This is a genomic window from Microcella pacifica (assembly GCF_009371975.2).
In the GTDB taxonomy this organism is placed as follows: Bacteria; Actinomycetota; Actinomycetes; order Actinomycetales; family Microbacteriaceae; genus Microcella; species Microcella pacifica.
Genome location: NZ_VIKT02000007.1, coordinates 50,864 through 70,305 on the forward strand (window position 1 = coordinate 50,864; position 19,442 = coordinate 70,305).

Annotated in this window: 20 protein-coding genes, 3 tRNA genes and 1 riboswitch; of the genes, 14 read left to right on the plus strand and 9 right to left on the minus strand. The window is 68.3% G+C overall.

The window, feature by feature from the left end; genetic code table 11:
* Positions 1-53: 53 nt before the first annotated feature.
* The 5 genes from gyrA to FK219_RS05645 all read left to right on the plus strand — a co-directional run bounded on the left by gyrA (position 54) and on the right by FK219_RS05645 (position 3,965).
* Positions 54-2,624, plus strand: coding sequence for a DNA gyrase subunit A (gene gyrA / locus FK219_RS05625; RefSeq protein WP_152583389.1), 2,571 nt, complete (start codon positions 54-56; stop codon positions 2,622-2,624).
* Entirely contained in the window at positions 2,621-3,028 is a 408-nt protein-coding gene (locus FK219_RS05630; protein ID WP_152583322.1) for a DUF3566 domain-containing protein, read from the plus strand. The genes gyrA and FK219_RS05630 overlap by 4 nt, the downstream gene beginning before the upstream one ends.
* Before the next feature lie 76 nt (positions 3,029-3,104).
* Positions 3,105-3,178 (plus strand) — tRNA-Ile (locus FK219_RS05635).
* Positions 3,179-3,312: 134 nt separating this feature from the next.
* Positions 3,313-3,385: transfer RNA gene (locus tag FK219_RS05640), tRNA-Ala, on the plus strand.
* A 177-nt stretch (positions 3,386-3,562) separates the two neighbouring features.
* A riboswitch (guanidine-III (ykkC-III) riboswitch) is annotated at positions 3,563-3,626 on the plus strand.
* Positions 3,627-3,638: 12 nt separating this feature from the next.
* Positions 3,639-3,965, plus strand: coding sequence for a DMT family transporter (locus FK219_RS05645; RefSeq protein ID WP_165638061.1), 327 nt, complete (start codon positions 3,639-3,641; stop codon positions 3,963-3,965).
* Between the two features lie 79 nt (positions 3,966-4,044).
* Here FK219_RS05645 and FK219_RS05650 read toward each other — a convergent pair whose 3' ends face one another.
* Positions 4,045-4,623: a hypothetical protein gene (locus FK219_RS05650; RefSeq protein WP_152583324.1), complete on the minus strand. Its 579-nt coding sequence runs from the start codon at positions 4,621-4,623 to the stop codon at positions 4,045-4,047.
* Between the two features lie 127 nt (positions 4,624-4,750).
* Here FK219_RS05650 and FK219_RS05655 point away from each other — a divergent pair, with 127 nt between their 5' ends.
* Both FK219_RS05655 and FK219_RS05660 read left to right on the plus strand, forming a co-directional pair.
* Positions 4,751-5,293 (plus strand): peptidylprolyl isomerase, encoded by a 543-nt coding sequence (locus FK219_RS05655; protein ID WP_152583325.1) that lies wholly within the window; start codon positions 4,751-4,753, stop codon positions 5,291-5,293.
* Positions 5,290-6,123, plus strand: a complete 834-nt coding sequence (locus FK219_RS05660; protein ID WP_152583326.1) for a rhomboid family intramembrane serine protease — start codon at positions 5,290-5,292, stop codon at positions 6,121-6,123. The genes FK219_RS05655 and FK219_RS05660 overlap by 4 nt, the downstream gene beginning before the upstream one ends.
* 112 nt (positions 6,124-6,235) lie before the next feature.
* Here the strand turns inward: FK219_RS05660 and FK219_RS05665 are convergent, their stop codons facing one another.
* Positions 6,236-6,472, minus strand: a complete 237-nt coding sequence (locus tag FK219_RS05665; RefSeq protein WP_152583327.1) for a cell division protein CrgA — start codon at positions 6,470-6,472, stop codon at positions 6,236-6,238.
* A gap of 53 nt (positions 6,473-6,525) precedes the next feature.
* Between FK219_RS05665 and FK219_RS05670 the strand changes: the two genes are divergently transcribed.
* The 3 genes from FK219_RS05670 to FK219_RS05680 are packed head-to-tail and all read left to right on the plus strand — an operon-like array spanning position 6,526 to position 8,127.
* On the plus strand, positions 6,526-7,302 hold the full coding sequence (locus tag FK219_RS05670; protein WP_210416781.1) for a class E sortase: 777 nt from the start codon (positions 6,526-6,528) through the stop codon (positions 7,300-7,302).
* Positions 7,303-7,318: 16 nt separating this feature from the next.
* Positions 7,319-7,483, plus strand: a complete 165-nt coding sequence (locus FK219_RS05675; RefSeq protein WP_165638062.1) for a hypothetical protein — start codon at positions 7,319-7,321, stop codon at positions 7,481-7,483.
* Positions 7,429-8,127, plus strand: a complete 699-nt coding sequence (locus FK219_RS05680; RefSeq protein WP_152583328.1) for an anthranilate synthase component II — start codon at positions 7,429-7,431, stop codon at positions 8,125-8,127. Before FK219_RS05675 ends, FK219_RS05680 begins: the two co-directional genes overlap by 55 nt.
* Before the next feature lie 26 nt (positions 8,128-8,153).
* Here the strand turns inward: FK219_RS05680 and pknB are convergent, their stop codons facing one another.
* From pknB to FK219_RS05715, 7 genes are all read right to left on the minus strand, one after another.
* Positions 8,154-9,872, minus strand: a complete 1,719-nt coding sequence (gene pknB, locus FK219_RS05685) for a Stk1 family PASTA domain-containing Ser/Thr kinase (protein WP_152583329.1) — start codon at positions 9,870-9,872, stop codon at positions 8,154-8,156.
* A gap of 88 nt (positions 9,873-9,960) precedes the next feature.
* Positions 9,961-11,628 (minus strand): serine/threonine-protein kinase, encoded by a 1,668-nt coding sequence (locus FK219_RS05690; RefSeq protein WP_152583330.1) that lies wholly within the window; start codon positions 11,626-11,628, stop codon positions 9,961-9,963.
* Positions 11,625-13,079, minus strand: coding sequence for a peptidoglycan D,D-transpeptidase FtsI family protein (locus tag FK219_RS05695; protein WP_152583331.1), 1,455 nt, complete (start codon positions 13,077-13,079; stop codon positions 11,625-11,627). Before FK219_RS05695 ends, FK219_RS05690 begins: the two co-directional genes overlap by 4 nt.
* A complete protein-coding gene (locus FK219_RS05700; RefSeq protein WP_152583332.1) occupies positions 13,079-14,506 on the minus strand; it encodes an FtsW/RodA/SpoVE family cell cycle protein in 1,428 nt (475 codons plus the stop codon). Before FK219_RS05700 ends, FK219_RS05695 begins: the two co-directional genes overlap by 1 nt.
* Entirely contained in the window at positions 14,493-15,734 is a 1,242-nt protein-coding gene (locus tag FK219_RS05705; RefSeq protein ID WP_152583333.1) for a Stp1/IreP family PP2C-type Ser/Thr phosphatase, read from the minus strand. The genes FK219_RS05700 and FK219_RS05705 overlap by 14 nt, the downstream gene beginning before the upstream one ends.
* Positions 15,735-15,739: 5 nt before the next feature.
* Positions 15,740-16,243 carry an FHA domain-containing protein FhaB/FipA gene (locus FK219_RS05710; protein ID WP_152583334.1) on the minus strand — a complete coding sequence of 168 codons (504 nt, stop codon included), beginning with the start codon at positions 16,241-16,243 and terminating at the stop codon, positions 15,740-15,742.
* Entirely contained in the window at positions 16,240-16,947 is a 708-nt protein-coding gene (locus FK219_RS05715; protein WP_152583335.1) for an FhaA domain-containing protein, read from the minus strand. Before FK219_RS05715 ends, FK219_RS05710 begins: the two co-directional genes overlap by 4 nt.
* Before the next feature lie 175 nt (positions 16,948-17,122).
* On the opposite strand from FK219_RS05715, the gene FK219_RS05720 reads away from it, so the two are divergent.
* From FK219_RS05720 to FK219_RS05735, 4 genes are all read left to right on the plus strand, one after another.
* Positions 17,123-17,209, plus strand: a tRNA-Leu gene (locus FK219_RS05720).
* A gap of 29 nt (positions 17,210-17,238) precedes the next feature.
* Positions 17,239-17,778, plus strand: coding sequence for a YaeQ family protein (locus tag FK219_RS05725; RefSeq protein ID WP_152583336.1), 540 nt, complete (start codon positions 17,239-17,241; stop codon positions 17,776-17,778).
* A 45-nt stretch (positions 17,779-17,823) separates the two neighbouring features.
* The gene (locus FK219_RS05730) at positions 17,824-18,276 is read left to right on the plus strand and encodes a hypothetical protein (RefSeq protein WP_152583337.1); all 453 of its coding nucleotides are present in this window, start codon (positions 17,824-17,826) and stop codon (positions 18,274-18,276) included.
* On the plus strand, positions 18,273-19,394 hold the full coding sequence (locus FK219_RS05735; protein ID WP_152583338.1) for a leucine-rich repeat domain-containing protein: 1,122 nt from the start codon (positions 18,273-18,275) through the stop codon (positions 19,392-19,394). The genes FK219_RS05730 and FK219_RS05735 overlap by 4 nt, the downstream gene beginning before the upstream one ends.
* Positions 19,395-19,442: the final 48 nt, after the last annotated feature.

Genomic DNA, 19,442 nt, shown 5'->3' on the forward strand with positions numbered 1-19,442 from the left:
CCACCACCGAAGGCAGCAGCACCATGGCAGACGACAGCACCGGCACCGGGCCGATGGACGCTGAGGCGACCGACCCCATCGACTACGGACCCGGCGGCCGGGTCAACCAGGTCGACCTGCAGCTCGAGATGCAGCGCTCGTACCTCGACTACGCGATGAGCGTCATCGTCGGGCGCGCCCTGCCCGACGTGCGCGACGGCCTCAAGCCCGTGCACCGTCGGGTGCTGTACGCGATGTTCGACGGCGGCTACCGGCCCGACAAGGCCTTCTCGAAGTGCTCGCGCGTCGTCGGCGACGTCATGGGTCAGTTCCACCCGCACGGCGACTCGGCGATCTACGACGCCCTCGTGCGCCTCGTGCAGCCGTGGTCGATGCGCTACCCGCTCGCCGCCGGCCAGGGCAACTTCGGCTCGCCCGGCAACGACGGCGCCGCCGCCCCGCGGTACACCGAGACCAAGATGGCCCCGCTCGCCATGGAGATGGTGCGGGACATCGAGGAAGACACCGTCGACTTCCAGGACAACTACGACGGCCGCACGCGCGAGCCGAGCATCCTGCCCTCGCGGTTCCCCAACCTCCTCGTCAACGGCTCCGTCGGCATCGCCGTCGGCATGGCGACCAACATCCCTCCCCACAACCTGCGCGAGGTCGCCTCCGCGGCGCTGTGGCACCTCGAAAACCCGGAGGCCGACCGCGAAGAGCTGCTCGAGGCGATCCTGCAGCGCGTCAAGGGCCCCGACTTCCCGACCGGCGCGCAGATCCTCGGCGTCAAGGGCATCCAGGACGCCTACCGCACGGGCCGCGGCTCGATCACGATGCGCGCCGTCGTCACGGTCGAGGAGATCCAGGGGCGCACGTGCCTCGTCATCACCGAACTGCCGTACCAGGTCAACCCCGACAACCTCGCGATCAAGGTCGCCGACCTCGTGAAGGAGGGCAAGCTCGCGGGCATCGCCGACATCCGCGACGAGTCCTCCGGCCGCACCGGCCAGCGCCTCGTCATCGTGCTCAAGCGCGACGCCGTCGCGAAGGTCGTGCTCAACAACCTCTACAAGCACACGCAGCTGCAGGACAATTTCGGCGCGAACATGCTCGCGATCGTCGACGGCGTGCCCCGCACCCTGCCGATCGACGGGTTCATCCGCCACTGGGTGACCCACCAGATCGAGGTCATCGTGCGGCGCACCGCGTTCCGGCTCGCGAAGGCGGAGGCGGACGCCCACATCCTGCGCGGGTACCTCAAGGCACTGGATGCTCTCGACGAGGTCATCGCGCTCATCCGACGCTCGCAGACCACCGAGGAGGCGCGCGACGGGCTCATGCAGCTCCTCAGCGTCGACGAGCTGCAAGCCACTGCCATCCTCAACCTGCAGCTGCGCCGCCTCGCCGCGCTCGAGCGGCAGAAGATCCAGGAGCAGGCGGAGGAGCTCGAGCGGCTCATCGCCGACTACCAGAGCATCCTCGCGAGCCCCGAGCGTCAGCGCACCATCGTCGGCGAGGAGCTCACCGAGATCGTCGACAAGTACGGGGACGACCGCCGTACCGAGATCATGTTCGGCTTCGACGGCGACATGAGCGTGGAAGACCTCATCCCCGTCGAGGAGATGGTCGTGACCGTCACCCGCGGCGGCTACATCAAGCGCACGCGCAGCGACAACTACCGACCTCAGCACCGCGGCGGCAAGGGAGTGCGCGGAGCGCAGCTGCGCGCCGACGACGTCGTCGAGCACTTCTTCGTCACGACCACGCACCAGTGGTTGCTGTTCTTCACGACGACGGGGCGCGTCTACCGGCTCAAGACCTACGAGATCCAAGAGGGCAGCCGCGACGCCAAGGGCCAGCACGTCGCCAACCTTCTCGCCCTCCAGCCGGACGAGCAGATCGCCCAGATCCTCGACATCCGCGACTACTCGGTCGCCCAGCACCTCGTGCTCGCGACTCGCAAGGGCCTCGTCAAGAAGACCGCGCTCACCGAGTACGACACCAACCGCACGGGCGGCATCATCGCCGTCAACCTGCGCGACGGTGACGAGCTCGTGTCGGCCATGCTCGCCGACGAGTCGGACGACATCCTCCTCGTCTCACGACTGGGCATGTCGCTTCGGTTCACCGGCGACGACAGCGCCTTGCGACCCATGGGCCGCTCCACCTCCGGGGTCACCGGCATGAAGTTCCGCGCCGGTGACGAGCTGCTCGCCGCCGCCGTCGTCGGCGACCGCGGCTTCGTCTTCGTCGTGACCGGCGGAGGCTACGCCAAGCGCACCGCCGTCGACCAGTACCGCATCCAGCAGCGCGGCGGCCTCGGCATCAAGGTCGCCAAGCTCAACGACGACCGCGGCTCCCTCGCCGGCGCACTCATCGTCTCCGAGGACGATGAAGTGCTCGTGGTACTCCAAAACGGCAAGGTGGTACGCTCTGCCGTGGCTGAGGTGCCTGCCAAGGGGCGCGACACCATGGGAGTCGTGTTCGCTCGGCCGGACGACGACGACCGCATCATCGCCATCGCTCGCAACAGCGAGCGCCATCTGGTGGATCCCGATGCCGACCCGGCGACGGAAGCCGATACTGACAATGCCGCTCCGGCCGCGACCGCGACCGAGGCCGGGAAGGACCACAGCTCGTGAGTACAGTCGCCGAGAAGCTGCAACGCAAGTCGCAGCGCAGCGCCCCCGTCAAGCAGGTGCGCCTCAAGCTCGTCTACATCGACTTCTGGTCGGCGGTGAAGCTCTCCTTCCTCGTCGCCATCTGCCTGTCGATCGCGCTCCTCATCACGACACTCATGATCTGGGTCGTGCTCTCCTCGCTCGGCATCATCAACGACCTCGACGCGCTCTTCGCCGAGATCCTCGGAGAAGATGCCCTGAGCCTCGCCGAGATCCTCTCGCTCGGGCAGGTCATGTTCTTCGCGAGCATCGTCGCCGTCCTCAACGCCGTCGGCGGCACCGTGCTCGGAGCCGTGAGCGCGCTCATCTACAACCTCAGCGTCAAGCTCACCGGCGGCCTCCTCGTCGGATTCACCAACAACTGAACGACCCCTCCCCGCATCGCCTCGGCGCGAATTGGGGGAGGGTGACCGGGTGCTGTACAGTCGTATCCGGTCTCACGGGGATATAGCTCAGGCGGTTAGAGCGCTTCGCTGATAACGAAGAGGTCCGAGGTTCAAGTCCTCGTATCCCCACGCATTGTCTGTCACGCCGCCGCTTCTGCGGCGTGACGTCGGTTCCGCGAGGCGCGTGCGAGCGCCTCGCTTCGCGAATCGGCGCTCATGGGCCGACGAGAGCGGCGCGACAGGTTCGCTAAACTGAAGACCGCGGGGCCTTAGCTCAATTGGTAGAGCGCCTGCTTTGCAAGCAGGAGGTCAGGAGTTCGATTCTCCTAGGCTCCACGTTTTTTCTGTCACGCCGCCGCTTCTGCGGCGTGACGTCGCTTCCGCGAGACGAGCGCGGTCGTCTCGCTTTGCGGTGCGGCTCACCCTGCTGGGGCACAGCGCGCTCATGCTCGACGCGCGACCGCATGCTTTGCGGTGCACAGGCACTGCTCACGGAGGCGTGCCACTCTGGGGCGCGAGCCCGAGCGGGGCTCCCGGACGAGGCATCCCGTACCCGGACAGCGACAAGACGGGTCGAGGAGACTGCGTCATGTCGTGGATCATTCTGGTGGCATCGGGGATGCTCGAAGCCGTCTGGGCAACGGCCCTCGGCGAGTCGAAAGGCTTCACCCGGGTTGGGCCGACCATCGTGTTCGGCGTTGCCCTCGCCCTCAGCATGGTGGGCCTGGCCTACGCGATGCGCGAGATACCCACGGGCACGGCCTACGCCGTGTGGGTAGGCATCGGCGCAGGGCTCACCATCATCTGGGCTATGCTCACCGGCGCCGAGACCGCCTCGGTCATCAAGATCGTGCTCGTGCTCGGCATCGTGGCGTGCGTCGTCGGGCTCAAGTTGGTGAGCGACGCCGGAGCCTGAACCGAGCCGGTGCGCGGGGCCCCACCACGCAGAAGCGGCGCCGACCCGGAGGGCGGCGCCGCTCGTCGTGCAGCAAGACTCAGGGCTTGGCGGAGGTCTCCACGGGAACACCATCGTCTTCGGCCTCGACCCACAGGTCGTCGTCGGCGCGCAGCGTCTGCCACGCGGCGTAGGCGATACCGGCGGCGGCGACGACGCCGAGCCCGATGAGGATGTAGGTGCCGGGGCCGGGCTTGGGCTTGACCTCGATGAGTCCGACGCGCTGACCGGCCTTGGTCGCGAGCTCGCGACCGGACGCGGATGCTGACTTGAGGGCATCCCGCAATTGCTTGTTGCGCGCGATGTCGAGAACCGCGATCGCCGACCCGAGGGCGCCGGAGACAGCAGGGAGAACGTCGTCGGTGAACTTATCGCGAGTCGCGCTCGCAGCGGAGCGCACCGAGCCGACGCCGGCGTCGATTCCCGGCTGCACGCGCTTCTCGTAGGCGCTCTTCACGCGGGGCGCGACATCATCGCGCGCGACGGTGGCAGCTTCGCGGCTCGCAGCACGCAGAACCTTTGCGGCGTGCTCGAGGACTTCGCGCTGCTCACTCCAGACATCCGACGCCGACCCACGGAGCTTCTTGATGTCGCGACGGCGCTTGCGTGACAGTCCCATGGTCTTCATCCTCCAGCAGGTGGCGATCGGTGACCTGTCCATCCTGGCACTGATGCGGAAGGCTCCCCAACGGCACAGACCGAATGCTCAGGATTCCCCCCGAGTCGAGCGTGGAAGAATAGACGGCATGACGATCCACACCGCTGTCGCGACCATTCACACCAACCACGGCGACATCGTCGTCAACCTCTACGGCAACCACGCGCCCAAGACCGTCGACAACTTCGTCGGTCTCGCGACCGGAACCCGGGAGTGGACCCACCCGCAGACCGGCCAGGCCACGACCGAGCCGCTCTACAACGGGGTGATCTTCCACCGCATCATCACCGACTTCATGCTGCAGGGCGGCGACCCGCTCGGCCAGGGCATCGGCGGCCCCGGCTACGAGTTCGACGACGAGATTCACCCCGAGCTGCAGTTCACCGAGCCCTACCTGCTCGCCATGGCGAACGCCGGCAAGCGCGGCGGCCGCGGCACCAATGGCTCGCAGTTCTTCATCACGACGGTGGCGACGCCCTGGCTCAACGGCAACCACACGATCTTCGGTGCGGTGGCCGACGATGCCTCGCGCAAGGTCGTCGACGCCATCGAGGCTGTGCCGACCGGTGCCGGTGACAAGCCCCTCGAGGACGTCGTCATCTCGAGCATCGAGGTGGCGCAGGCCGCGTGAGCGACCCGGGCGCCGCGACCGGCGCGACGGTCTGCTACCGGCACGCCGATCGGCGCAGCCTGATCCGCTGCCAGCGCTGCGGCCGTCCCATCTGCCCGGAGTGTCAGACACCCGCTCCCGTCGGCGTCCACTGCCCCGAGTGCCGTGCCGCCGCGGCGGCGGCCGCTCCGCGTCGCCCCTCGCGCATTGCGCGCGCCTTCCGCCGCGGCAGCAGCGTGCCGGTCGTGACCTACACGATCATCGCCGTCACGACGCTCGCGTTCCTGCTGCAGTGGCTCACCCAAGGGCTGCTGACGCAAGCGTTCGCCTACTTCCCGCCCCTTACGGTGCCAGAACCGTGGCGAATGCTCACCGTCGCTCTCGTGCACAGCGAGCGCTCGGTCTTCCACATCCTCGTCAACATGTACTCGTTGTTTGTGCTGGGGTCCCTGCTGGAGCGGCTCATCGGACGATCCCGGTTCCTCGCGGTGTACGGGCTCTCGATTCTCGGCGGGTCGGTGGCTGTGCTCTGGCTCGCCCCCGACTCAGCCGTCGTCGGTGCCTCCGGCGGCATCTTCGGGCTGCTGGGGGCTCTCTTCGTGATCCAGCGTCGACTGGGAGGGGGGAGCATCCAGCTCATCGCCCTCATCGTCATCAACCTGGGGCTCGGCTTCGTCATCCCCGGCGTCTCCTGGCAGGCCCACGTCGGCGGGCTCGTCGTGGGGGCGCTGACCGCGCTCGTCCTGCTGCGTACACGACGGGTCGATCAGCAGAGGCGTCAGGCTCTCCTGCTGGCCGGCGTCGGGGCGGTGCTCATCCTCGCGACGGCGGCCCGGTTTGCCCTCGCCTAAATCGGTCGAGTATTAACTGAGGGAAAGTTATCCACACCTGATTCCACACTGGGGATAATCACAGACGTGTAGTTCCACCCCCGGTCGGGGGGCGTGTTCGCAGAAGCCCCGATCAGCGCCAGCGTGTCGTCATGAGGAAGCCGATGAACATGATGCCGAAGCCCACCATGATGTTCCACGGGCCGATGCTCGGCACCGGCCACGAGCTCTGGCTCACGTAGTAGATGAGAATCCAGACGAGGCCCACGAGCATGAAGCCGAACATGACCGGCTTGAACCACACCGGGTTCGGAGTGTCCTTGCTGCTCGGAGTGGGCGTGTTCTCGGAATCGCTCGTCGTCCAGGCCATGGGGCGATTCTAGCCCGACCCGCCACCCCAGCACCTTCGCCTACAATGAGCGCGTGGCCAAGAGCACGCAGTCGACGTCCCCCGTGAGCATCACGGGCATCCTCGGCGAGCTCCTCATCACCGCCGGAGTGCTCGTCATGCTCTTCCTCGGCTGGTACGTCTGGCTCAACGACATCGTCACAGGGTCGGTGCAGCAGGGCGCTGCCGTGGACGTTCAGCGCGAGCTGCAGCAGGAGTGGGAGGACGACCTCGCCACCCAGCCCGAACCGGAACCCGAGGAAACGACCGAGCCCGGTACTCCACTCGACCCGCCGGTCGCCGTCGCGCCCGCAGCGGGGGAAAGTTGGGGTGCGCTCATCGTGCCGCGCTTCGGCGAGGACTACGTGCGCGCCATCGGCGAGGGCGTCGACCCGGCCACCGTGCTCAACAGTCGCACCCTCGGCGTGGGGCACTACGCCGAGACGCAGATGCCGGGTGAGCTCGGCAACGTGGCCCTCGCCGCCCACCGCAATACCTGGGGCGGGGCCTTCAGCGAGGTGGGCGAGCTGCAGCTCGGCGACAACCTCTACGTCGAGACGCGCGACGGCTGGTACCAGTACGCCTTCCGCGGGCTCGAGTACGTGTGGCCGAGCGGTGTCGAGGTACTGCTGCCCGTGCCGCAAGCGCCCCAGGTGGAGCCGGGCGAGCACATTCTCACCCTGACCACGTGCAACCCGCGCTTCTCGACTGCGGAGCGCATGATCGCCTACGCCGTGCTCGAAGACTGGCACCCCCGATCGGGCGGCGCGCCTGCGGAGATCTCCGGTCTCGTCGAAGCGTCGAGCCGGTAGGGACGAGAGGACAAGCATGTACGCAGCACTCTGGCGGGTACTCCCCGGCCCCCTCGCCGTGCGCGTGCTCATCGTGCTCGTGCTCGTGGCGAGCATCCTCTTAGCTCTCGTGACGTGGGTGTTCCCATGGATCGCGGAGACGTTCCTCCAGCAGGAGTCTGTCGTGGAGTCGATGTCGTGAAGGTTCTCGTCATCGACAACTACGACAGCTTCGTCTACACCCTCGACGGGTACCTGCAGCAGCTCGGTGCGCACACGACGGTCGTGCGCAATGATGTTGTCGACGCCGATGGCGTTGCCGAGCTGATCGGCGGGTACGACGCCGTGCTGCTCTCGCCCGGGCCCGGCAACCCTGCCTCGGCCGGCATCTCGATCCCGGTCGTCCACGCCGCCATCGCCTCAGACAACCCGCTTCTGGGGGTGTGCCTCGGGCACCAGGCGATCGCCGAAGCGCTCGGCGGGGTCGTCACGCATGCCGAGGAGCTCATGCACGGCAAGACCTCGCTCATCGAGCACGACGAGAGCCCCTTCTTCGCGGGCGTGCCGCAGTCGTTCCGAGCGACGCGCTATCACAGCCTCGCGATCGTCGACGGCACCGTGCCCGAGTCGCTCCTCATCACCGCTCGCACCCCCGGCGGGGTCATCATGGGCGTGCGGCACCGTTCCGCACGCGTGCATGGCGTGCAGTTCCACCCCGAGTCGGTGCTCACCGAAGGCGGGTACCGGATGCTCGGCAACTGGCTCGCGGAGGCCGGGCTCGCCCAGGCCGCCGTGACCGCACGCGACCTCACGCCGCTCGTGAGCTCGGCCACGCTCGAGGGCTGAGCGGGCTCGCCCGCGCCGCGAGGCGCCTAGTCGTCGTCGCCGGAGCCGTTGCAGTACCGCAGCGTGACGGCGGAGTTTTGCGGATGATCGCCGGGAGCCAGTGACTGACCGGTGACCGTCTGGCCCGTGCAGCTGGAATCGCCCTGCACCGTCACGCTCAGCTGCAGCGCGCTCATCTGCGAGGTCGCTTCACCGATCGTCTCGCCGCGCACGTCGGGCACGGTCACGAGCCCGTTCGAGATGACGAGATTGACCGAGTCGCCCTCGCGCAGCTCTGCCCCGAACTCCGGGTCGGTGCGGATCACGACGTCGGGCCGCACGTTCGGCGAGTTCTCGCTTGCGACCGTGCCGACCACGAGACCGCGCTCTTCGAGCTCGGCCTCCGCTTGCTCGAGCGTGAGAAGAGTGAGGCTCGGTACGTCGACGAGCGGGGCGCCCGAGGAGACGTACACCTCGATGTCCTGACCAGGGCTCACCGCGATGCCCGCCGGCGGCTCGGTGCGGAGGATCTGCCCCTCGGGGATGTCGGGAGTCGACTCGGTGAAGGGCACCGGCTCGAGGCCGAGGTCGATGAGCTCCTGGGCGCCATCCTCGTACTGCTGGCCGACGAGTTCGGGAACCTCGATGGCGACCGAGCTCGTGAGCGGTGTCTGCTCGAGGTTGAAGACCCAGTAGAGGACGGCCGCGACGATGACGATCATGACGGCGATGCCCGACCAGATCCAGGCGACCGGGGGTCGCGTCTGGCTGCGGCTGCGGCGCTCCTCGTCGTCGACGCTCAGCTGTCGCATGGCCGACTCGGTGCTCGCGGTCGCCTGCGGGTTGACACCGAACAGGGTGGAGCTGAAGTCGGGACCGCTCTCGGGCCGCATGACGGGCGCGCTGCCGCCGAGTGCGGCGGCAACCTCTGTGCGGAACTCCGCTGCCGACTGAAACCGCGTGAAGCGGTCTTTCGAGAGCGCGTGCATGACGACGGCGTCGAGCGCGGGAGTCACCTGCGGTGCGAGAGTGCTCGGCGCTACCGGGGGCTCGCTCACGTGCTGATACGCGACCGCGACCGGAGAATCCCCCTGGAACGGCGGACGCCCCGTGAGCATCTCGAAGAGCACGACACCGGTCGAGTAGAGATCGGTGCGGGCATCGACGGTCTCGCCGCGCGCCTGCTCGGGCGAGAAATACTGGGCGGTGCCCAGGATGCTGCTCGTCTGCGCGACCGTCGCCGCCGAGTCGGAGATTGCACGAGCAATGCCGAAGTCCATGACCTTCACCTGGCCGGTGGGGGTCACCATGATGTTGCCCGGCTTGATGTCGCGATGCACGACGCCCGCGCGGTGCGAGTACTCGAGCGCCGTGAGCACTCCCTCGATGATGCGTGCGGCCTCGGCGACGGGCAGCGGACCGTCGGCGATGATGTCCTTGAGCAGGCGACCCTCGACGTGCTCCATGACGATGAACGGAACCACCGTCTCGCCGGCCCCCGACTCCGTGACGACCTCCTCGCCCGCATCGAAGACGCGCACGATGGTGGGGTGGGCCATGCGCGCCGCGGCCTGCGCCTCCTGGCGGAATCGCGTGCGGAAGACCGGGTCGCTCGCGAGGGCGGACTTCAGCAGCTTGACGGCGACGCGCCGGCCGAGCTTGGCGTCCGTTGCCACGTGCACGTCGGACATGCCGCCGCGGCCGATGAGGGCCCCCAGCTCGTAGCGGCCCGCGAGCACCCGCGAACCCTGCGCGACATCGTCCATCGTCACCGTATCCTCACTGCTGCGTCTGACTCGATCACAGTGTAGGTGGTCGCGGTGCACGGCCACCCGATGATCGGGCGGGAAGCTCTCACTCCTCGGCGATGGGTACGGCGAGCTCGTTGGAGCGCTCGGACTGCAGGGAGCCGCACTGCGCCACGTAGGTGACGCGCAACTGGCCGCTGTCGGCGAGGGTCACGATGAGGCTTGTCGCGGAGGCGGGGAGCGGGTTGCCCTGCGCGGGGGTTCCGCCGACGATCGTCACGTTGTAGCCCTCGAGGCTGTAGCCGGCGGGGCAGTTGTCGTAGCGAGGCCAATTCAGTGTGACGTCGCTTCCCGCGGGGTACGGCCCTTCCCCCGGTGCGATCGCGAGATTGCTCGGTTGCGGCGGGGTCGGGATGTTCGTGTAGAAGTACACCGTGAGGAGCGTGCCGGTCTGCACCTCGCCGCGGATCGGCGTCGTGCGATACGAGCGGCCCTGCTGATCCTGGCTCGGGGCGATGTTGCCGTCGACCTCTTCGATGCGCAGGTCGAGGCCGGCCGCCTTCTCCTGCACCTGGGCGCGCGTGAGGCCCACCCACTCCTCCTCGACGATGTGCACGGTGTCGACCGTGGGCTTGGGAGACGGAGTCTCGATCTCGGTCGGCTCGACGCTCGATGTATCGGTCGGCACGGGAGTGGGTTCGTTCGGCTCGGCGAAGACGGCGATGAGCACGCCGACCAGGGCGAGCAGCAGCACGCTCGACAGGGCGATGAGGGGCCACGTCCACGGACTGCGCTGCGCCGGAACCGGTTGGGGCGCGGTCGTCGTGGCTGCGGAGCCGGCCATGCTCGGCAGAACCCTCGTCGCATCCTCCGAGGCGACGGCGCCGAGCACCTGGGTCGCCTCGGTTGCCGCCCCACCCGTGATGGCGGGCACGATCGCCGCCGCCGCGCCCACATCCCCACGGCGCAGGGCCTGCGCCGCGCGGGCGAAGGCCTGCGCGGAGGCAGGACGCTCGGAGGGCTTCTTGGCGATCGACGCGAAGATCAGGTTGCGGACGGGCTCGGCGACGGTCACCGGTAGCTCGGGCGGCGCCTCGTTGATCTGGGCCATCGCGATCGCGACCTGCGACTCGCCCGTGAACGGCCGGCGGCCGGCGAGGGCCTCGTAGGCGACGATGCCGAGGGAGTAGACGTCGGTGGAGGGTGAGGCGGAGTGCCCGCTCGCCTGCTCCGGTGACAGGTACTGCACCGTGCCCATGACCTGCCCGGTCGCGGTGAGCGGCACCTGGTCGGCGATACGAGCGATGCCGAAGTCGGTGATCTTGACCCGCCGGTCGGGGGTGATGAGCAGATTGCCGGGCTTGATGTCGCGGTGCACGAGCCCCGCCTGGTGCGCCGCGTGCAGAGCCGACGCCGTCTGGGCGATGATGTCGAGCACCTGATCGGCGGGCAGTACCCGCTCGCGCTCGAGGATCGTCGAGAGCGCCTCGCCGGGCACGAGCTCCATGACGAGGAAGGCGCTCCCCTCCTCCTCGCCGTAGTCGTAGACGTTGGCGATGCCCTCGTGGTTGACGAGCGCTGCGTGGCGGGCCTCGGCGCGGAACCGCTCGAGGAACCCGGGGTCGCCCATGTACTCGTCTTTGAGGATCTTGAGTGCGACGGTGCGGCCGATCACGAGGTCGGTCGCCTGCCATACCTCGCCCATGCCGCCGATCGCGATGCGGGAGAGCAACTGGTAGCGCCCACCGAAGGTGAGCCCGCTCGTAGGCCTCATCTGCTCAGCACCGCCTCAAGAACTCTCTTCGCGATCGGAGCCGCGATCTGGTTGCCGAACGCGGACTGCCCCTGCCCGCCGCCGTTCTCGATCACGACAGCGATCGCGACCTGCGGGTTGTCGGCGGGGGCGAAACCGGTGAACCACAGGGTGTAGGGCTCGGTCTCACCGTTCTCGGCCGTGCCGGTCTTACCCGCCACGTCGACGCCTTCTATTCTGGCATTAGACGCGGCCCCGTTGGCGACCCCCTCGACCATGAGTGCCGTGAGCTCCGTGGCGGTGGATCGCGCGATCGGCTGACTCAGCAGTACGGGCTCCGGGGCGTCGATCGTCGCGAGGTCGGGGGCGACGATGCGCTCGAGCAGGGTCGGTTGCATGAGGTTGCCGCCGTTCGCGATCGCGGCGCTCACCATGGCCACCTGCAGGGGCGTCACGCGCACGTCGTACTGCCCGAACGACGAGAGCATGAGCTGGGCCTCATCCATTCCCGTGGGAAAGGTGCTCGGGGTCGCGGTGAGCGGAATCTCGTGCGCGGTGCCGAATCCGAACGCGGTCGTGTAGTCGGCGAGCGTCTGCTCGCCCAGCTCGCGGCCGAGCTCCGCGAAGGGGATGTTGCAGCTCAGACGCAACGCCGTCTCGAGGGTCGCGGTGTCGCCGGGGCCGCACGTGCTGTTGTTCGAGTTGGTCACGATCGACGAACTCAGCGGCAGGGTGAGACTAGCCGGGTTGGGGAACTCGTCGTCGGCGTCGAAGGCGCCGCTGTCGAGCGCCGCTGCCGTGACGACGAGCTTGAAGACCGAGCCGGGAGCGTAGAGGTCGCCGGTGATCGCGCGATTGATGAGCGGGTCACCGTCGGCAGCGAGCAACTCGTCGTAGACCTCCAGCACTTCGGAGGTGCTGTGCGAGGAGAGCCGGTTCGGGTCGTAGCTCGGCGTCGACACGAGCGCGAGGATGCGCCCGGTCGCCGGCTCGATCGCGACGATCGAGCCGGTCAGGTCGCCCATCGCCTCGTAGGCGGCCTGCTGCACGACCGGGTCGACGGTCAGCTCGACCGCGGCCCCCCGCGGGCTCTGGCCGGTGACGATCGCGCTGAGCTGGTCGAGGAACTGCTCGTTGGCTGTGCCGGTGAGGAAGTCGTTGAAGGCCGATTCGATGCCCGTGACGCCCTGGTTGAGCGTGAAGTAGCCCGTCACGTGGGCGTACGGGAAGGGCTCGGGATAGGTGCGCAAGAACTCGTACTCGTCGTCCACCCGCACCGACTCGGCGATCGGGGAGTTGCCGACGAGGATCGGCCCGCGTTCTGCCGAGTAGCTCGCGTAGAGCGTGCGCACGTTGCGATCATCCGCCTGAAGATCGTCGACCGCGAACACCTGGATGACGCTCGTCGACACGAACAGGGCGAGGAACATCGCGAGCGTCGCGACGCTCACTCGGCGCAATTCCTTGTTCATCAGTCCTCCACCACCAGTCGCGGTTGGTGGCGCACGCTGTCGCTCAGCCTCAGAAGGAGGGCGATGATGATCCAGTTGGCGACGAGCGAGGAGCCGCCGGCGGCGAGGAACGGGGTCGTGAGGCCGGTGAGGGGGATGACGCGCGTGACGCCGCCGATGACGACGAACACCTGCAGGGCGATCACGAAGGAGAGGCCCACAGCGAGCAGGCGACCGAAGTCGTCGCTGCCGTTGAAGCCGATGCGGAAGCCGCGGGCGACGAGGAGCAGGTACAGCGCGAGGATGCCGAACAGACCCACGAGCCCGAGCTCTTCGCCGAGGCTCGCGATGATGTAGTCGCTCTCGGCGAGCGGCACGATGTCGGGCCGCCCCTGGCCGAGACCCGTGCCGATGAGCCCGCCGTTGGCGAGCCCGAACATGCCCTGCACGAGCTGATAGCTGCCGCCGACCGCCTCGTAGACCTCGGGGTTGAACGAGTCGAGCCACGCGTCGAAGCGGCCGCCGACGTAGCCGAGCACCCGGCTGGCGAGGAGGGCACCGCCCACGAACAGGGTGAGGCCGAGCAGCACCCAGCTCAGGCGGCCGGTCGCGACGTAGATCATGACGAGGAACAGGCCGAAGTAGAGGAGGGAGGTACCGAGGTCGCGCTGGAACACGAGAACGCCCATCGCGGCGATCCAGATGATGACGATCGGGCCCAGATCGCGACCCCGGGGCAACTGGATGCCCAGCACGCGTCGCCCGACGATTGAGAGCGACTCGCGCGCCGTCACGAGGTACCCCGCAAAGAACACCGCGAGAGCGATCTTGCCGATCTCACCGGGCTGGAAGGAGAACGGCCCGAGCTGAATCCACAGCCGTGCACCGTTGATCGTCTGGCCGATGCCCGGCAGGAGGGGCAGCAGCAGGAGGCCGATGCCGACGACCATCGCGACGTAGCGGTAGCGCGCGAGGACGCGGTGGTTGCGCACGAGCACGAGCACGCCGATCGCGGCGACCATGGCGATCGCGGTCCACACCATCTGGCGGATGCCCGCGCTCTCCCAGCCCGCGAAGCCCTCTGCGATATCGAGGCGGTAGATCATGGCGACGCCGAGCCCGTTGAGGGTCATGCTGATCGGGAGGACGAAGGGGTCGGCGTCGCGCGCGACGATGCGCAGAACGACGTGCACGCCGAGGCCGAGCACGCCGAGCCCCGCGCTGTACAGCAGCACCTGAGGGTCGAGCGCGCCGAGCGCGCCGAGCTGCACGAGGGTCACCGCCGCACCCGTGATGGCGATGGCGATGAGGACGAGCCAGAACTCGAGGGTGCGCAGCGGCGAGGGCGTCCGCAGACGGATCCTGATGGATTGCGTCGCGGGCGCGAGCGGAGCATCCCCGTCCACCACGGGGCCAGCCAGCGGCACGGTCGGCTCAGTCGACGACATCGGTGAGCCTCTCGATGATGCGGTACGCATCGCTCAGACTGTCGGCGTTGATGGTGGCCTCGACGCTGCGCCGCGTGAAGTCGGGCAGCTCGTCGACCGCGATGGGCGTCTCGACGACGACGCTCGAGAGCGGGAAGGGCCCGAGATCCTGCTGCACGCCCTGGTAGATCGCCACGTTGCCGTCGGCGGTGCCGACGAAGTACCGCGTCTGGGTCCACTGGTAGCCGGCCGTGAGGGCGGCCACGATGATGCCGACTACGAGGACGATGCCGACCGACCAGGTGATGCGGCGCCGGATGCGCCGCCGCCGGTCCTCGGCGATGAGCTCGCGCAGGAACTCCTCCGACTCCGGCTCGAAGTGCTCGTCCTCCGGGTCGGTGATCGCGGCGCGGATGGGGTGCAGCAGCATGGCCGGGATGCGCAGCGAGCGCTTGGCGGCGACCGGCGAGTAGCTCAGCGGCGCGCCGGCGGCCCCGACAAGGCTCGGTTGCGGCACCCCGCTCGGCCGGCCGGCGTCGACGCCGACGATGACGATCGTGACGTTGTCAGGGGCGCCGTTCTCGAGCGTCGCCTCGATGAGCTGCTGGCCGGCTTCCGCGGCATCCGGCTGGCGCGAGAGCACGCTCGCGATCTCTGACTCGGGCACGTAGCCGGTGAGACCGTCGGAGCACAGCAGCCAGCGGTCTCCGGGCTGCGTGTCGACGACCATCGTGTCGATCTCGGGCGTGATGTCGACGTCGCCGAGCACGCGCATGAGCACCGAGCGCCGGGGATGCGTCGCGGCCTCCTCCTCGGTGATGCGCCCGCTGTCGACGAGGCGCTGCACGAAGGTGTGGTCCTTCGTGATCTGCGTGAGCTCGTGGTCGCGCCACCGGTAGATGCGGCTGTCGCCGATGTGGGCGAGGGCGAGCTGGTCGCCGACGCGCACGAATCCGCTGACGGTCGTGCCCATGCCGGTCAGCTCCGGATGCTCGAAGACGGTCTCGGCGAGCTCCTTGTTGGCCTCGAGGAGCGCGGAGGCGAGCGCCTCCTCAGCCTCCTCGGGGCTGTCGAACTCACGGTCGATGTGGGCGATGGACTGGATCGCGAGCGCGCTCGCGACATCCCCTCCCGCGTGCCCGCCCATGCCGTCGGCGACCACGAAGAGGTGGGAACCGGCGTAGCCGGAATCCTGATTGTTGGCGCGGATGCGACCGACGTGCGATCCCGCCCAGGAGAGCGTCGTCACGGGCGCTACCGCCGCAACTCGAAGGTCGTCGTACCGACACTCACGGGCGTGTTGAGCGGCACGGGTGTGGGGACGCTCACGCGGTTACCGGCGAGGAAGGTGCCGTTCGTCGAGTCGAGATCCTGCACCATCCACTGGCCGTCCCACAGCATGAGGCGCGCGTGGTGGGTCGAGGTGTAGTCGTCGCGGACGACGAGGGCGGAGTCGGAGGAGCGACCGATCGTGAGCTGCTCCTCCGTGAGCTCGATCTCGAGCCCCTCCTTGGTGCCGGAGGTGATGACGAGCCTCTTGGCAGGCGGGTCGTCGACCTTCGGCTGGGGAGCGGGAGTGGGCGGCGTCGGGGGGAAGGAGTCGGCCTCCCGAGGCGCGGCGGGCGTCACGGGGGGAGCGACCCGCCGCACCTTCTGCCCGAACAGGTCGGAGCGGAGGGCGTAGACGATCGCGAAGACGAACGCCCACAGGAGCAGCAGGAATCCGATGCGGAGCACCAGGAGCGTCAGTTCACTCATCGCTGGCCTCCTCGGGGTGGGGTCGGGCCGGCGCCGCGACCGGTCTGCGCCAGCACGCGGAAGACGATCCGCGTGCGGCCGATCTCGATCACGCTATCGGGAGGCAGCACGGCACGCGACACCGGCGCACCGTTGAGGTGCGTACCGTTCGTGCTGCCGAGGTCGGTGAGCTGCGCCCGCTCCCCATCCCACAAGATCTCGATGTGGGTGCGGCTCGTGCCCGTGTCGGCGATCGTGATGTCGGCCTCGCTGCCGCGGCCGATGACCGTGCGCGAGTGGGTGAGGCGGTGGCGCTCGCCGTCGATCTCGACGATGGGTGACCACACGACCTTGTTCTTGACCGACTCGGAGTCGACGACGACGACGCCCTCGGCGAGACCGTCGTCGACGGTGAGGGTGATGCTGATGCCGCCGGGGAAGGTGTAGCGCTGGGCGGCCGCGTGCTGCTGCAGCAGCTGCGTGAGCTCGTCGATGAGGGCCTCACCGAGGGAGGCCATGCGCGCGTGGTCGGCGGGCGAGAGGCGCACCGTCAGGATGTTCGGCACGAGAATCCGCTCGCGCGAGACGACCGCCGCCTTGGTGTCGAGCTCGCGGCGCAGGGCCGCGGCCACCTCGAGCGGTTGCACGCCGCTCTTGAAGGTCTTGGCGAACGCTCCGCCCACGACCCGCTCGAGACCGCGCTCGAAGCTGTCGAGAAGCCCCATCGCCGCCTCCTTCGATGATCGTGGTGGAAGCACCTGCATGGGCGCCGACGACCCTCTGATGGTAGTCGGCGCAGGTAGCAGGGGCCGAACGGAGAGGTGGGTGTGCGCTGTGATAATGTCACCTGGTTGACGGCACGGCACTCATCCTCTCGGGGAAGATGCTCGCGGCCGTTGCGCGCGAGTGGCGGAATTGGCAGACGCGCTGGCTTCAGGTGCCAGTGTTCGAAAGGACGTGGGGGTTCAAGTCCCCCCTCGCGCACCACAGGGTTTTCTTCTCGTAGGCTCGGCCTCATGGCAACGGGCGCAGTGGTGCACACCTTCACGGGGTCGCTCGCCGATGTCGATCGGGGCGTGTACGAGGAGCTGAGCATCCGCGTCGCGCGGCACCCCTCCGAGACCGACGCCTACATGGTCACGCGCGTGCTCGCGTACTGCCTCGAGCACACCGAGGGCATCGCCTTCAGCGAGGGGCTCTCCTCGACCGAGGAGCCCGCCGTCGTCGTACGCGATACGACGGGTCGGTTGACCGGGTGGATCGAGGTCGGTGCTCCGGATGCTGCGCGCCTGCATCACGGCAGCAAGCTCGCCGAGCGCACCGTCGTGTACACGCACCGCGACCCCGTCAAGGTTATGGCGCCGTGGGCGGGCAAGAAGATTCACGAGGCGTCAGCGATCGTGCTGCACAGCTTCGACCCCGGGTTCATCGACGCTGCGGTCGGGGCCCTCGAGCGGCGCAACACCCTCACGGTGTCGGTCACGGAGCGGCAGCTGTACCTCGAGCTCAACGGGGCGACGCTGAGCTCGGCGGTGCATGAGCACCCGGTGGCCTGATACTGGACCCCTGACTCGGTGTGGAGCATGCGGCATGATGCTCGCATGGACGTCGTCACCTTCGACCGAGTGTTCTCGGAGAGTGACGCGCTGACGCCCGGGTGGTGGGGCATCGACCTCATAGTCAACGGCGTGCGACTCGCGGACCTGGCGCGAGTCGTCGAGACGCCTAGCGCTGTCGCGGCCGGCCAGCCGGACCTGGCGGGCAGCTACGCCGGACTCGACGGACCATGGTTGTGGCCATCGCGGCACTACCTGGGCGAACCAGAAGAGCAGTGGTTTTTCGACGGTGACACGACGCTTCTCGGTTGTACCTGCAGCGTTGCCGGATGCTGGCCGCTGACCGCGAGAGTCGAGGTCGACGAGACCACCGTTCGCTGGTGCGGCTTCCGTATGGGGCACCGTGACTGGGATCTCCGCGCGCTCGGGCCCTTCGAGTTCGACCGTGACCAGTACGAGCGGGCGCTCGGGCGACCCGCGTCGGACCCTGCGAAGTGAGTGCCATCGACACTCTGCTGGAGCTCTCCGCAGGATGCACCGATTCGTGGGACCTCTACCTGCGCACGCGCGGGATAGATCTGGACGTGGAGGCTCACGAATGGGGTGAGGTTGCTGGAGGGATCGAGCTCTCGCGCCGATCCGACCCGCTCGTCGCCTGGGCGGCTGCGCGCCGTGCACAAATCTGCTGGCTGGTTTCCGTCGGCCGCGAGTGGCAGATCCCGCCTCACCTCTACCAAGGCCCGACGCACACCGACGACGTCGAGGGTGCGACACGGTTCCTTCTCGACGAGGCGCTCCAGGACGAGCGCGACGTGCGCTGCCTGGACGACGACTCGCTGCGTCGGCTGTGGGCAGACCTGTCCCTGATCGTCGACGGCACGGATGATGCCGGAGGCGAGGGGGATGACTCGTCGCTCCGGGAACGGTGCGCCGCCGCTGAGCAGGAGTTGGACGAGCGAGGCCTCGTACCTCGTGTGCTGGAACGACCGGCCGACTACCGAGGCCAGTCGCGGTTGTCGGTGTCCTGCTCGGCATGGGAGGCGGGCGACGGCGCTCCGCGCAGTCGCTCGACGGCGCGCGAGTGGATCACGTTCTTCTCGGAACCGAGAGGGATCGTGCACCTGTCATTTCCGTTTCGCCTGCCCAAAGCGGTCTTCCGTGCCCTCGCCGCGCAGACGGAGCTCCGCTCACTGGTGTCGACCTGGAGCGACATCGACACGCTGGAACCTCTGCGCTCGCTCACTCGACTGGAGCGCTTGACTCTGGCACCTGGTCCCGCCACGACGAGCCTGGAGCCGATCGTGTCACTGAACAGCCTCCGGTACCTCGACCTCTCGATCCGTCGTGGCGTCCGTGACCTCAGTCCTGTGGGTGGGCTCGAGGTGCTGGAGACTCTCCGACTCAGCACCGAAGGTGCTATCGACTCGCTCAGCTTCCTCCGTCAAGCACGGTCGCTACGGCATCTAGAGTTCTTCGGACGCGTCAGCGGGAAGGACTACTCGCCCCTCACGGAGAGACCCGATCTCGACTGGGTGCGCATCCGACCCGAGCGAGGCATGACCCCCACTGCCGACGAGCTAGCGGCGTCGGTTCCCGGACTTGTCCTGGGTGCCTAGAACCACCAGCTCGACGAGCCCTTGCGTACCCCTAGGGGGTATGCGACA

What these genes read in the sequence shown, in the direction of transcription:
- FK219_RS05655 (WP_152583325.1), top strand. Translation starts at nt 4,751, where the DNA reads ATGACGATCCACACCGCTGTCGCGACCATTCACACCAACCACGGCGAC.
- FK219_RS05645 (WP_165638061.1), top strand. Translation starts at nt 3,639, where the DNA reads ATGTCGTGGATCATTCTGGTGGCATCGGGGATGCTCGAAGCCGTCTGG.
- FK219_RS05665 (WP_152583327.1), bottom strand. Translation starts at nt 6,472, where the DNA reads ATGGCCTGGACGACGAGCGATTCCGAGAACACGCCCACTCCGAGCAGC.
- FK219_RS05725 (WP_152583336.1), top strand. Translation starts at nt 17,239, where the DNA reads ATGGCAACGGGCGCAGTGGTGCACACCTTCACGGGGTCGCTCGCCGAT.
- pknB (WP_152583329.1), bottom strand. Translation starts at nt 9,872, where the DNA reads ATGGACGATGTCGCGCAGGGTTCGCGGGTGCTCGCGGGCCGCTACGAG.
- FK219_RS05680 (WP_152583328.1), top strand. Translation starts at nt 7,429, where the DNA reads ATGGATCGCGGAGACGTTCCTCCAGCAGGAGTCTGTCGTGGAGTCGAT.
- FK219_RS05730 (WP_152583337.1), top strand. Translation starts at nt 17,824, where the DNA reads ATGGACGTCGTCACCTTCGACCGAGTGTTCTCGGAGAGTGACGCGCTG.
- FK219_RS05650 (WP_152583324.1), bottom strand. Translation starts at nt 4,623, where the DNA reads ATGGGACTGTCACGCAAGCGCCGTCGCGACATCAAGAAGCTCCGTGGG.
- FK219_RS05695 (WP_152583331.1), bottom strand. Translation starts at nt 13,079, where the DNA reads ATGAACAAGGAATTGCGCCGAGTGAGCGTCGCGACGCTCGCGATGTTC.
- FK219_RS05715 (WP_152583335.1), bottom strand. Translation starts at nt 16,947, where the DNA reads ATGGGGCTTCTCGACAGCTTCGAGCGCGGTCTCGAGCGGGTCGTGGGC.
- FK219_RS05675 (WP_165638062.1), top strand. Translation starts at nt 7,319, where the DNA reads ATGTACGCAGCACTCTGGCGGGTACTCCCCGGCCCCCTCGCCGTGCGC.
- FK219_RS05700 (WP_152583332.1), bottom strand. Translation starts at nt 14,506, where the DNA reads ATGTCGTCGACTGAGCCGACCGTGCCGCTGGCTGGCCCCGTGGTGGAC.
- gyrA (WP_152583389.1), top strand. Translation starts at nt 54, where the DNA reads ATGGACGCTGAGGCGACCGACCCCATCGACTACGGACCCGGCGGCCGG.
- FK219_RS05710 (WP_152583334.1), bottom strand. Translation starts at nt 16,243, where the DNA reads ATGAGTGAACTGACGCTCCTGGTGCTCCGCATCGGATTCCTGCTGCTC.
- FK219_RS05690 (WP_152583330.1), bottom strand. Translation starts at nt 11,628, where the DNA reads ATGAGGCCTACGAGCGGGCTCACCTTCGGTGGGCGCTACCAGTTGCTC.